This window comes from Mammaliicoccus lentus (assembly GCF_002902755.1).
Classification (GTDB): domain Bacteria; phylum Bacillota; class Bacilli; order Staphylococcales; family Staphylococcaceae; genus Mammaliicoccus; species Mammaliicoccus lentus.
Window position 1 is genome coordinate 1 of the sequence record NZ_PPRS01000004.1, and the last position, 12,620, is coordinate 12,620.

Annotated in this window: 11 protein-coding genes; 9 read left to right on the plus strand and 2 right to left on the minus strand. The window is 33.8% G+C overall.

Annotated elements, in window-relative coordinates; genetic code table 11:
- Positions 1-129 precede the first annotated feature (129 nt).
- Both CD135_RS13125 and CD135_RS13130 read left to right on the plus strand, forming a co-directional pair.
- Entirely contained in the window at positions 130-1,296 is a 1,167-nt protein-coding gene (locus CD135_RS13125) for an FUSC family protein (protein ID WP_239725038.1), read from the plus strand.
- Between the two features lie 23 nt (positions 1,297-1,319).
- Positions 1,320-2,021 carry an FUSC family protein gene (locus tag CD135_RS13130; RefSeq protein ID WP_258027581.1) on the plus strand — a complete coding sequence of 234 codons (702 nt, stop codon included), beginning with the start codon at positions 1,320-1,322 and terminating at the stop codon, positions 2,019-2,021.
- A gap of 155 nt (positions 2,022-2,176) precedes the next feature.
- Here the strand turns inward: CD135_RS13130 and pdxR are convergent, their stop codons facing one another.
- Positions 2,177-3,568 carry a MocR-like pyridoxine biosynthesis transcription factor PdxR gene (gene pdxR, locus CD135_RS01475; RefSeq protein ID WP_103268653.1) on the minus strand — a complete coding sequence of 464 codons (1,392 nt, stop codon included), beginning with the start codon at positions 3,566-3,568 and terminating at the stop codon, positions 2,177-2,179.
- A 107-nt stretch (positions 3,569-3,675) separates the two neighbouring features.
- Between pdxR and pdxS the strand changes: the two genes are divergently transcribed.
- Together pdxS and pdxT are read left to right on the plus strand one after the other, a co-directional pair.
- Positions 3,676-4,563 (plus strand): pyridoxal 5'-phosphate synthase lyase subunit PdxS, encoded by an 888-nt coding sequence (pdxS, locus tag CD135_RS01480; RefSeq protein WP_103268654.1) that lies wholly within the window; start codon positions 3,676-3,678, stop codon positions 4,561-4,563.
- A 1-nt stretch (position 4,564) separates the two neighbouring features.
- Entirely contained in the window at positions 4,565-5,143 is a 579-nt protein-coding gene (pdxT, locus tag CD135_RS01485; RefSeq protein ID WP_103268655.1) for a pyridoxal 5'-phosphate synthase glutaminase subunit PdxT, read from the plus strand.
- 45 nt (positions 5,144-5,188) lie between these two features.
- On the opposite strand, the gene CD135_RS01490 is transcribed toward pdxT, so the two are convergent.
- A complete protein-coding gene (locus tag CD135_RS01490) occupies positions 5,189-6,409 on the minus strand; it encodes a NupC/NupG family nucleoside CNT transporter (protein WP_064204252.1) in 1,221 nt (406 codons plus the stop codon).
- A 175-nt stretch (positions 6,410-6,584) separates the two neighbouring features.
- Between CD135_RS01490 and CD135_RS01495 the strand changes: the two genes are divergently transcribed.
- The 5 genes from CD135_RS01495 to radA all read left to right on the plus strand — a co-directional run bounded on the left by CD135_RS01495 (position 6,585) and on the right by radA (position 12,617).
- Positions 6,585-7,046, plus strand: coding sequence for a CtsR family transcriptional regulator (locus CD135_RS01495; protein WP_016999399.1), 462 nt, complete (start codon positions 6,585-6,587; stop codon positions 7,044-7,046).
- A 14-nt stretch (positions 7,047-7,060) separates the two neighbouring features.
- Positions 7,061-7,597 (plus strand): UvrB/UvrC motif-containing protein, encoded by a 537-nt coding sequence (locus CD135_RS01500; RefSeq protein WP_016999400.1) that lies wholly within the window; start codon positions 7,061-7,063, stop codon positions 7,595-7,597.
- A gap of 1 nt (position 7,598) precedes the next feature.
- The gene (locus tag CD135_RS01505) at positions 7,599-8,606 is read left to right on the plus strand and encodes a protein arginine kinase (protein ID WP_016999401.1); all 1,008 of its coding nucleotides are present in this window, start codon (positions 7,599-7,601) and stop codon (positions 8,604-8,606) included.
- A gap of 19 nt (positions 8,607-8,625) precedes the next feature.
- Complete coding sequence (locus CD135_RS01510) at positions 8,626-11,091, plus strand: ATP-dependent Clp protease ATP-binding subunit (protein ID WP_103268656.1); 2,466 nt, start codon at positions 8,626-8,628, stop codon at positions 11,089-11,091.
- 155 nt (positions 11,092-11,246) lie between these two features.
- Positions 11,247-12,617, plus strand: a complete 1,371-nt coding sequence (gene radA / locus CD135_RS01515; RefSeq protein ID WP_016999403.1) for a DNA repair protein RadA — start codon at positions 11,247-11,249, stop codon at positions 12,615-12,617.
- Positions 12,618-12,620 lie beyond the last annotated feature (3 nt).

A 12,620-nucleotide genomic window follows, 5' to 3' on the forward strand; every position in this document is an offset into this window, starting at 1 on the left:
GGGCTTACGTTCCGCGAGAGTAGGACGTTGCCGGGCAAATATTTATAAAATGGATGCGATGAGCCGCACTCGAGACCTGTTAGGTCTCTTTTTTTTGACTTAAAACTTAAAAGATAGGAGTTGTTATAAATGAAGAAATATTTCGAAGTGATGTTCAAAGTAAATATGCAAAATATAGCAATTAAAAAGGCAATTATGCAATCTATAATTGTTTTTACCATCTTGTCTACGAGTGTTATTGTCGGTCGATTTGATTTAGGTTTAACGGCTCTTTTAGGCTCATTTAGTCATATATACATTATAAATGGTTCATACCTATCGAGAATAAGAAAGGTTATTACTGTATCTATAATGTTAAGTATCTGTTTAATGCTAGGGAGCATTACTATTACAACGCCTTTCTTATATGCTTTTGTATTAGGTTTAATAGGCATGAGTGCGCATTTTATTCTTAAATCTTTACAAGTTCCAGGTCCATCATCGTTATTCTTTATATTAACTTATAGTATAGCTTCTATTATGCCCATAGCCCCTGAAGACTTCTTATTACGAGGTTCATTAGTTTTATGTGGTGGTCTAGTGAGTGCATTAGTAGTAATGGTTGATGCATTTTTTAATCATAAAAAGCCTGAAACTGAAAGTGTACTAAATATTTATAAAAACTTATCTTATTTAGTGGAGAATTTTAAAGGTGAACGATTTAATAAAGCAAGAAGTCAAACACTTAATACAATCAATCAAGCCTCGCTAACTTTAACTACTGCTAAAGCATTTTGGAATAATAAAAGAGATTATAATCACTTATTGTTACTTAAAGAAAAAGCTGATGAAATTTGGTCAGAATGCTTAGAATTATCATCAAGAGGTTATGAAAGTTTACCTAATGAAATAAGTGTCGCACTTAATTACATATGCGAAAGATTAGAAGGAAAATCAGACTTAAATTATGATATTAAGTATTATAACGGGGATGATCCTTATATTAATGAACTAGTTAAGCTTATCTATGATGCTGAAGCTTTGTTAAATGAAAATGAGCTTCAAATAGATAAGAAAATTATTCATCATAAACCTATGTATTCTAAAACAATTAAAGAAAATTTTTCTAAAGACTCTTTAGTTCTAATGCAATCTATGCAGTATGGTATTATCTTGTTCGTATCTGTTATTATAGCATTTGGGATAGGATTTGAACGTGCTTACTGGATTCCGGTATCATGTTGCTCAGTCTTATTAGGTACGTCTTCTTTATCTACGAACAAAGGGCATTTCAAAGAACACTTGGCACAATTATAGGTACATTAGTAGCTGTTGTTATATTGTATTTTGAACCAAGTACATGGCCTATTGTTATTTTAATAGCTATTCTTATGTCAGCAGCAGAATTGCTCATTGCAGTGAATTATACAATAGCTGTCACATTCATCACACCAAACGTATTATTAATGTCAGCAGCGATTACTAAACACTTTGATACTTATCTTATCTTGCCGAGAATAACTGATGTTATGATTGGTTCTGCTATTGGTTTGATAGGAGTGTTAATAGTAGGTAGAAAGCAAGCTTCCAAAAAGCTACCTAAAACAATAATTAATACATTAAGAATACAATCACAATTATTACATACACTATTTTCATCAAATAAATATCATATTAATTTAATAGATACTTTACTCATTAGAGAAATGCAAACAGAGATTATGAATACAAAAGCAATGTATCAAGCAGCACTAAATGAAATAGATAATGATGTTAAAAAAATTGAGTATGTTTATCCAATTATTTTCACAGTTGAACACTTAGCATTCACCCTCGAGCAAGCCTATAGAAGAGGTAATTTAAGCACCTTAACAGATGAAGAAATCGGCCTTTATTTAACAACTTATGAGAATATATGCAAAAAAGTAGAGTTTAATGTCAGATACGATATTATAGAACTTCCAAAATTAAAAGAATTCCAAAGCATAAGAAATGAACTCATGAAATTACAAAATTTAATAGGTTATAAAGCCGAGACATAAATACATGTCTCAGCCTCTCTTTCATTATAATGGCAGTAGCTGACTGGATTGAAAATGCGCTTATATCAAGCTTTTTTCAACCCTAGTCATCCTTGTCGGGGTGGGACTACGAAATCTTTTTATTAAAATGAGATTTCTGTCCCGCTCCTTTTTTATTATACTCCCATCAAACACTTTATTAATGCTTCAATATGTTCTTTAGCTTCGTCTATCTTAATCCCTCCAAAGCCTAATACAAAATGAGGAGTATGATCACTTTGTTTAAATCGATAGTGTGTTAAAGGTTTAATATCTATATCACATTTTTTTATACGGTGTAAGCATTCTTCTAAGGTTAAGCCATTAACTACCGTCAATATAAAATGCATGCCTGTTAATTCTCCTGACACTTTAAAATCATTTGGATATTTCATGAGTTCATTTAATATAATATCTCGCTTACTTCTATATATTTTTCTCATGCGATTTAGGTGTCTTTCAAAAAAACCTTCATTCATAAATCGGCTCAATATATATTGTGTATGTCTAGGCACAGTGCCACCTTCTATATTTGTTTTATTTTGATACTGTTGCATGAGTTTCTTAGGTAAGACGGCATACGCAACTCTTAGAGAAGGGGAAATCGACTTTGAGAACGTACTGACATAAATGACGCTATCTGTGTTGTCTAAGCTTTGTAATGCAGGCACAGGACGTCCACTATATCTAAATTCTGAGTCATAGTCATCTTCGATAATATATCGTGTCTGCTTTTCAGACGCCCATTTTATGAGTTGTGTGCGCCTCTTTAAATCCATAATGACGCCTGTAGGGAACTGATGACTTGGCGTAATATATACGACTTCTTTGTTTAATTTTTTAATTTGTTCAATATCAATACCGTTTTCAGTGACTGATATAAATTCGAAAGGTACGTGTTTTCTTTTCAATAAATCTCTTACTTGTTTATAAAGTGGATCTTCTATCATGTAAGTAGAGTTTGAAATAAGATCTGTGATGATAGAGAGTAATTGCTCAGTTGATGAACCTACAATAATTTGTTGGGGTGAACAATTAACACCTCTACTATGGAAGATATAGTGCCTGATTTCTTTTCTTAATTCATAATCTCCTTGCTTATGCCCACTGTCCAATAATGAAAGTTGTGAATAATCAAATGCCTCTTTAGAAAATTTCCTGAATTGATCTAGTGGAAAATGTTCTTTATCAATAGCACCTAATTTGAATGAATATTTGTATGTTTTTTCAGTTTGAATATCTTCGTCTGTAATTTTTGTTTTATATGTTACTGGCAAGTTCACAATGTCGTTTATGTAAAATCCTGAACGATTTTTACTATGTATATACCCTTCATCGCTTAAAAGTTGATATGCATGTTCTATTGTAGTTTGGCTAACAGATAAGTAATGACTGAGCTGTCTTTTTGAAGGTAATTTTTCATTATGTTGCATAACATTATTAATAATATTTTGTTTAATGTTTTCATAAAGTTGTTGATAAATAGGTACATCGATATTGCGATTTATATTAAACATTAGCATTTCCATAATAATCCCTCATTCTGACCACTTATATTTTTGTAAATCTGACACTTTTACCAGTTCAGAATTTAGTATAACCTACAAATAAGCGATTTAAAAGGAGGAAGTAATAAATGTCTAAGATTACAGGTTCAGATAAAGTTAAAAGAGGTATGGCAGAAATGCAAAAGGGTGGCGTTATCATGGATGTTGTTAACGCTGAGCAAGCTAAATTAGCTGAAGAAGCAGGAGCTGTCGCAGTTATGGCACTTGAACGCGTGCCTTCTGATATTAGAGCTGCAGGCGGTGTAGCAAGAATGGCTGATCCCCGAATTGTGGAAGAAGTAATGAATGCTGTATCGATTCCGGTAATGGCTAAAGGAAGAATTGGTCATATTACAGAAGCACGTGTATTAGAATCGATGGGTGTAGACTATATAGATGAATCAGAAGTATTAACACCAGCAGATGAAGAGTACCATTTGAAAAAAGATGAATTTACAGTTCCGTTTGTATGTGGTTGTCGTAATTTAGGTGAAGCTGCTAGAAGAATTGGTGAAGGTGCAGCAATGTTACGTACTAAAGGTGAGCCAGGTACAGGGAATATTGTTGAAGCGGTTCGTCATATGAGACAAGTAAATGCTGAAGTGCGTAAATTAATTGTTATGAACGATGATGAAATCATGACTGAAGCTAAAAACATTGGCGCACCATATGAAATATTAAAAGAAATTAAAGATTTAGGCCGTTTACCTGTTGTAAACTTTGCAGCTGGCGGTGTAGCAACACCTGCTGATGCAGCATTAATGATGGAACTAGGTGCTGACGGTGTATTCGTCGGTTCAGGTATTTTTAAATCAGAAGCACCAGAAAAATTTGCAAAAGCAATTGTTCAAGCAACTACTCATTATCAAGACTATCAATTGATTGCGGAACTTTCTAAAGAATTAGGACCAGCTATGCAAGGGTTGGATATTAATCAATTATCTTTAGAAGAACGTATGCAAGAGCGTGGTTGGTAAGATGAAAATAGGTGTATTAGGTTTACAAGGCGCTGTTAGAGAGCATTTAAAACATATTGAACAATCTGGACATGAAGGCATTACTGTTAAGACTGTTGATCAATTAAGTGGTTTAGATGGACTTGTATTGCCAGGTGGGGAATCTACTACAATGAGAAGGTTGATGGATTTATATGGCTTTACAGAAGCCTTAAGAAAAAGTGATTTGCCTATGTATGGTACATGTGCAGGACTTATTTTATTGGCTACTGAAGTAATAGGGCAAGAAAGCCATTTAAATAAATTAGATGTAACAGTAGAAAGAAATTCCTTCGGTAGACAAGTAGATAGTTTTGAAGAATACTTGGAAGTTAAAGGTATTGATGAGACATTGAATGCTGTATTTATAAGAGCACCTCATATTCAATCAGTACATAATGATGTAGATATTCTATCGACTGTTGAAGATAAAATTGTAGCTGTAAGACAAAATCAATACTTAGGTATTTCTTTCCATCCGGAATTAACAGATGATTATAAAATTATGAAATATTTTATTGAAGAAATTGTCGTTCAATATCATGCGCAAGTAATAAAATAAAAACAGGGTGAGACATTAATAAAAGTCTCACCCTGTTTCATTATATTATAAGAAAAATCCAGCGATAGTTGCTGATAAGAACGATACTAATGTCGCACCGTATAATAGTTTTAATCCGAAACGTGCAACGTTATTACCTTGTTCATCATTTAATGATTTAACAGCACCAGCGATGATACCGATAGAACCAAAGTTCGCAAATGAAACTAGGAATACTGAAATAATACCGTTTGCTCTTTCAGAAATTTCAGCTTGTGGTAAAATACCCATCGCAACAAACTCGTTTGAAAGTACTTTTGTTGCCATAATACTACCAGATTGGACTGCATCAGCCCACGGGATACCAGCTAAGAATGCAAATGGCGCAAATACGAATCCAATTAATGTTTGGAAGTCCCAAGAAATTGATCCGCCAGATACAAATGAGAAGATATTAGCAGTAACACCGTTTAATAAACCAATCATGGCTACATACCCGATTAACATTGCTGCAACAATAACTGCTACTTTAAATCCGTCTAAAATATATTCTCCAAGCATTTCAAAGAATGATTGTTTTTCTCCAGACTCTTCTATCATTATGTCGTCTTCTTTATCATCTACTGTATAAGGATTGACGATTGAAGCGATTATAAAACCGCCAAATAAGTTTAAGACGATAGCTGTAACCACATATCTAGGCTCAACCATTGTAAAATATGCACCGATAATAGATGCTGAAACTGTCGACATTGCTGAAGCAGTTAAAGTATACATACGGTGTTTAGGAATTAAAGGAAGTTGTTTTTTAATTGATATAAATACTTCAGATTGTCCTAAAATTGCAGAGGCAACTGCGTTATATGATTCTAGTTTACCCATGCCGTTAATTTTAGAAATAACGAACCCTAAGTATTTAATAATAAGTGGTAAAACTTTAATATATTGTAAGATACCAATTAGCGCTGAAACGAATACAATCGGCATCAGTACGTTAAGGAAATATACTGAAACAGGTTTGTTCGTTTTTGGATCGATATTTGCGACGCCTTCAAAGACGAAGTTAATACCCTCCATTGCTTTGTCAATGATATAACTAAAGCCGTTCGATATACCACCGATAACAGTTAATCCACCTGTTGTTTTTAATAGTAAGAATGCAAATAAAAATTGGATTACAATCATTAATCCTATGTATTGCCATCTTACTTTCATCTTATCAGAACTTACTACCCATGCTAGAAATAGGAATACTAATATTCCGATAATCCCGATAATAAAATGCATAACACACACACCTTTCCCAAGAATTATTCTCTTTAATAACCTATCTTATATCATAACTTATTTTTTATGAAAGCGGTACACAAAAATAATAATTTTTTTAAGAAACAAATTAATTGAAATAATAAACAGCAGAACATATAATATAGTCAAAGAAGGTCAAAAGAGGTGATGATTAATGCACAATATGTCGGATATCATTGAGCAATACTTAAAGCAGTTGCTTGAAGAAGCTCAAGGTGAGGTCGTCGAAATCAAACGTGCACATATTGCTGAGAAGTTTGATTGTGTACCTTCGCAATTAAATTATGTCATTAAAACACGGTTTACTAATGAACATGGTTACGCCATAGAAAGTAAAAGAGGTGGCGGTGGATATATTCGTATATCCAAAGTCGAGACAAATAGTCAGTCAGCGTTCATTAGACATTTAATAGATTTAGTTGGCGATGAAATCTCTCAAGCAAATGCATTTAGAATCGTTGATGGTTTGTACGAAAACAAATTAATAACAGATAGAGAAAAGAAAATGATTATACAAAGTATACACAGAGATACTTTACAAATAGAAATACCATTTAGAGATATTATTCGAGCAAATATATTGAAACGAATATTGGCAGTCATACATTATAATTAAAAAGGAGTGACAGTATGCTTTGTGAAATTTGTGGTAAAGAAGAAGCAACAATTCAATTAACATCTGCAGGAAAGAAGCATAAAACAGAGCAATGGATATGTAAAAGTTGTGCTTCAGAACATTTTTATTTTCAAGACGATCACGTAAATGATCAAAATTTAGACCAAGAATTTGTTGTGAATCAATTTTTACAATATCTTGTAGGTAAGCACGGTATAAACTTTAAAAAGGTTGAGCCTCAAGAAGAGAAGCGCTGTCCAACTTGTAGTATGACTTTAACTGATATAGCTAAAGTCGGAAAATTCGGTTGTCATGATTGCTATGAGACGTTTAAAGATGATGTTCCTCAAATCATCCGAAGAGTTCAAGCTGGTAGCGGTGAGCATACAGGTAAAATACCAGTTTCATCAAGAAGTAAAATACAACTTAAACAACAAATAGCTGAAAAAGAAAAAGTCTTACAAGGTTTGATAGAAGAACAAGCTTTTGAAGACGCAGCAGTTGTTAGAGATGAAATTAAAGCTTTGAAAGCAGAAGGCGAGGTCAAGTAGAATGGAAGAACATATAAATGAGCACATTAGTGATTGGATGAAAGAGAAGACAAATTCACCAATCATCATGAGCTCTCGTATTAGACTTGCTCGAAACCTTCAAGATGAAGTTCATCCGCTCAAATTTGAAGATGACAAAATAGGCAATAGGGTAATTGATAAAGTGAGCAAAGCTTTATCAGACTTAAAATTAGTTCGTTTATCAGATTTATCTGAACTTGAACAAAACAAATTGGTTTTTAAACATCTTATTAGTCCAGCATTAACGAAACAAGAATACGGTGCTGCTGTTCTATTAAACGAAGATGAATCGACAAGCGTGATGATAAATGAAGAAGATCATGTAAGAATCCAAGTGATGGGTAATAATCTTGTATTAAATGAACTATATGAAACAGCGTCTAAACTTGATGATGAGTTAGACAAGCATTTAACAATTTCATATGACGAACAACACGGTTTTCTAACAACTTGTCCTACGAACATCGGAACAGGTTTGAGAGCAAGTGTAATGTTGCATTTACCTGGATTGAGTATAATGAAGCGAATGAAAAGAATTGGCCAAGCGATTAATCGATTTGGTTATACAATTCGTGGTATATATGGTGAAGGTACAGGTGCTTTAGGCCATGTATATCAAATTTCTAATCAATTAACTTTAGGTAAAACCGAACAAGAAATAATAGAAGATTTGACGCAAATTGTAGAACAAATCATACACGAAGAAGAACAAATTAGAAATAGACTTAATCGCTTTAATCATATGGAAACAAAAGATAGAGTACATCGAGCAAAAGGTATACTCCAATCAGCACAATTAATGTCGGTTGAAGAAGCGTCACTTCGCTTAAGTGAAATGAAACTTGGTATTGATTTAGGTCATATCGAGAGGGAAAACTTTAATTTTGATCATTTAATGGTTACAATACAGACACCATTCTTTGAAAATGAAGAAGAAGACGTTTCAGTAAACGAAAAACGGGCAACATTTTTAAGAGAAAACATATAAATAAATAGGAGGTTAGTTTATGCTATTTGGTAGATTAACAGAACGTGCACAACGTGTTTTAGCACATGCACAAGAAGAAGCAATGAGATTAAACCATTCAAATATAGGCACAGAGCATTTACTTTTAGGTTTAATGAAAGAGCCTGAAGGTATCGCAGCAAAAGTATTAGATGCTTTTGGTATTACTGAAGAAAAAGTAACAAAAGAAGTAGAAAATTTAATTGGCCAAGGACAAGAGCAAGTTGGCGCAATTCATTATACACCTAGAGCTAAAAAAGTGATCGAACTATCTATGGATGAAGCAAGAAAATTAAATCACACATTCGTAGGTACAGAGCACTTATTATTAGGTCTTATTAGAGAAAATGAAGGCGTTGCAGCTCGTGTATTTGCTAATTTAGATTTAAATATTACAAAAGCAAGAGCACAAGTAGTGAAATCACTAGGTAGTCCTGAACAAGGCTCTAAAAACGCTCAAGCTACTAAAAATCAAGCAACACCAACATTAGATGGTTTAGCTAGAGATTTAACTGTAATTGCAGAAGACGGTACATTAGATCCAGTAATTGGCCGTTCAGATGAAATTACAAGAGTAATAGAAGTATTAAGTAGAAGAACTAAAAACAACCCTGTACTAATCGGTGAACCTGGTGTAGGTAAAACTGCGATTGTAGAAGGTTTAGCGCAAGCAATCATACAGAACGAAGTACCAGAAACATTAAAAGGTAAACGTGTCATGTCATTAGATATGGGTACAGTTGTTGCCGGAACAAAATATCGTGGTGAATTCGAAGAAAGACTGAAAAAAGTAATGGAAGTAATTCACCAAGCGGGCAACGTTGTGCTATTTATCGATGAGTTACACACGTTAATTGGCGCTGGAGGAGCAGAAGGCGCTATAGACGCTTCTAATATACTAAAACCTGCTCTAGCACGCGGTGAACTACAATGTATTGGTGCGACAACTTTAGATGAATATCGTAAATATATTGAAAAAGATGCAGCATTAGAAAGACGTTTCCAACCAGTTACTGTTGACGAACCTACTAATGAAGATTCAATTGCAATCTTGAAAGGTTTAAGAGATCGTTATGAAGCACATCACCGCATCAATATTTCAGATGAAGCAATTGAAGCGTCAGTAACTATGAGTGACCGTTATATCTCAGACCGTTTCTTACCAGACAAAGCAATTGATTTAATTGATGAAGCAAGTTCAAAAGTAAGACTTAGAAATTATACAACACCACCAAGTCTAAAAGAACTTGAAGCGGAATTAGAAACAGTTAAAAAAGAAAAAGATGCAGCTGTACACTCTCAAGAATTTGAAAATGCAGCTAATTTAAGAGATAAACAAACAAAACTTGAAAAACAATTAGAAGAGACTAAAAATGAATGGAAAAAAGTCCAAGGCGAGAAAAACACTTGCGTAACAGCTGAAGATATTGCAGTTGTAGTAGCAAATTGGACAGGTGTTCCAATTACGAAATTAAATGAAACTGAATCAGAAAGATTACTAAACCTAGAATCTATTCTTCATAATCGTGTAATTGGTCAAAATGATGCAGTACAATCTATCTCTAAAGCAGTTAGACGTGCGAGAGCTGGATTGAAAGATCCGAAAAGACCAATTGGTAGCTTTATCTTCTTAGGACCTACTGGTGTAGGTAAAACGGAACTTGCACGTACATTAGCGGATGCAATGTTTGGTGAAGAAGACGCAATGATTAGAGTAGATATGAGTGAGTTTATGGAAAAACACTCTGTCAGTCGTTTAGTTGGTTCTCCTCCAGGCTATGTTGGTCATGATGATGGTGGACAATTAACTGAAAATGTAAGACGTAAACCATATTCAGTTATATTATTCGATGAAATTGAAAAAGCTCACCCAGATGTATTTAATATCTTGTTACAAGTATTAGATGATGGTCACTTAACAGATTCTAAAGGACGTAAAGTGGATTTCAGAAATACAGTTATCATAATGACATCAAACGTAGGTGCACAAGAACTTCAAAATGCTAAATTCGTTGGCTTTGGCGCTGCTAAAGATAGTGGTCCAGACTATGAAACGATTAGAAAAACAATGATGGACGAATTAAAACAACAATTTAGACCAGAGTTCTTAAACCGTGTAGATGACATCATTGTATTCCACAAACTAGAAAAACCACATCTTAAAGAAATTGTTTCTAAGATGGCTAGCGATTTAACTAAACGTTTATCAGAACAAGGTATTCATATTAGCTTAACTGACTCAGCTCAAGAGAAAATAGCAGACGAAGGATTTGACCCTGAATATGGTGCTAGACCATTAACACGTTCAATCCAAAAAAATGTTGAAGATAATCTAAGTGAATTAATCTTGTCTGGTCAAGATTTAGTTGGTAAAGACGTTGTAGTAGATTATCGCGATGACGAATTTAAATTTGATTTATCAGATCATAAAGAAGATGAATCAGAAGAAGACACTTCAAAAGTATAAAATAGAAAATTTTAACTTAAATAATATAATGAGTCCGCAAACCATATATAATAAAGGTTTGCGGACTTTTATTGTTAGAAAAAAGTATATAAATTTGTTTTTCAAGTCTGCCAAGTTTAAAATATAACTATTCAATTAACACGGAGGTATCATGAATGGCGAAAAAGAAAGTAATATTTGAATGTTTAGCCTGTGGGTACCAATCGCCAAAATGGATGGGCAAATGTCCTAATTGTGGCGCATGGAATCAAATGGAAGAAACAATAGAACATAAAGAAACAAAAGGGCCTAAAAATACATTTAAATCAGATGTACCAGCACAAAAAATAGAAAAATTAAAAGACATTAAAGATGAAGACACACCTAGAATTTTAACGAAAATTAATGAATTTAACCGCGTATTAGGCGGCGGAGTAGTAGAAGGGTCGCTTGTATTAATAGGTGGAGATCCGGGTATCGGTAAATCGACACTATTATTACAAATTTGTGCCGCTCTATCACAACAGAAAAACGTACTTTACGTCTCTGGTGAGGAATCGGTAAGACAAACTAAATTAAGAGCAGAAAGACTCGTTGAAGATTCAGGCGAACTAAATGTATACGCTGAAACAAACTTAGAAATTATTCATAGTATGGTTCAAAAAGAAAAGCCAGATGTATTAGTAATAGATTCAATACAAACTATATACCATCCAGAAGTTACGTCGGCTCCTGGTTCAGTATCTCAAGTGAGAGAATGTACACAGAATTTAATGCATATTGCTAAGCAAATGAATATAGCAACATTCATCGTTGGACATGTTACGAAAGATGGACAAATTGCAGGTCCTAGATTGCTAGAACACATGGTGGATACCGTATTATATTTTGAAGGGGACACACATCACGCTTATCGAATATTAAGAGCAGTTAAAAACCGTTTTGGTTCAACAAATGAAATGGGTATATTTGAAATGAAACAAACTGGCTTAAACGAAGTGAAAAATCCTTCGGAAATGTTCCTAGAAGAAAGAACAAAACATGTGGCTGGCTCGACTATTGTTGCAACTATGGAAGGAACGAGACCGATATTAGTTGAAGTACAGGCATTAGTAACGCCAACAACTTTCCATAATCCAAGAAGGATGGCTACTGGTATAGACCATAATAGATTGAGCTTGTTGATGGCAGTACTTGAAAAGAAAGAAAATTTCTTACTACAGCAACAAGATGCATATATTAAAATCGCTGGTGGTGTTAAATTAAGTGAGCCAGCAGTTGACTTAAGTATTATAATAGCAATAGCATCTAGTTTTCAGGATAAACCAACAAAAGGAGACGATTGTTTTGTTGGTGAAGTCGGCTTAACTGGAGAAGTAAGAAGGGTTGCTAGAATTGACCAACGTGTTCAGGAAGCGGCTAAACTAGGTTTTAAACGCATCATCGTACCGAAAAATAATTTAAAAGGTTTAGAGTTCCCAGAAGGCACACAAGTTATTGGTGTTTCTACAACAAGAGAAGCATTGAAAATTGCCTTTAATGCATAGAAA

What these genes read in the sequence shown, in the direction of transcription:
- CD135_RS13125 (WP_239725038.1), top strand. Translation starts at nt 130, where the DNA reads ATGAAGAAATATTTCGAAGTGATGTTCAAAGTAAATATGCAAAATATA.
- pdxR (WP_103268653.1), bottom strand. Translation starts at nt 3,568, where the DNA reads ATGGAAATGCTAATGTTTAATATAAATCGCAATATCGATGTACCTATT.
- pdxS (WP_103268654.1), top strand. Translation starts at nt 3,676, where the DNA reads ATGTCTAAGATTACAGGTTCAGATAAAGTTAAAAGAGGTATGGCAGAA.
- pdxT (WP_103268655.1), top strand. Translation starts at nt 4,565, where the DNA reads ATGAAAATAGGTGTATTAGGTTTACAAGGCGCTGTTAGAGAGCATTTA.
- CD135_RS01490 (WP_064204252.1), bottom strand. Translation starts at nt 6,409, where the DNA reads ATGCATTTTATTATCGGGATTATCGGAATATTAGTATTCCTATTTCTA.
- CD135_RS01495 (WP_016999399.1), top strand. Translation starts at nt 6,585, where the DNA reads ATGCACAATATGTCGGATATCATTGAGCAATACTTAAAGCAGTTGCTT.
- CD135_RS01500 (WP_016999400.1), top strand. Translation starts at nt 7,061, where the DNA reads ATGCTTTGTGAAATTTGTGGTAAAGAAGAAGCAACAATTCAATTAACA.
- CD135_RS01505 (WP_016999401.1), top strand. Translation starts at nt 7,599, where the DNA reads ATGGAAGAACATATAAATGAGCACATTAGTGATTGGATGAAAGAGAAG.
- CD135_RS01510 (WP_103268656.1), top strand. Translation starts at nt 8,626, where the DNA reads ATGCTATTTGGTAGATTAACAGAACGTGCACAACGTGTTTTAGCACAT.
- radA (WP_016999403.1), top strand. Translation starts at nt 11,247, where the DNA reads ATGGCGAAAAAGAAAGTAATATTTGAATGTTTAGCCTGTGGGTACCAA.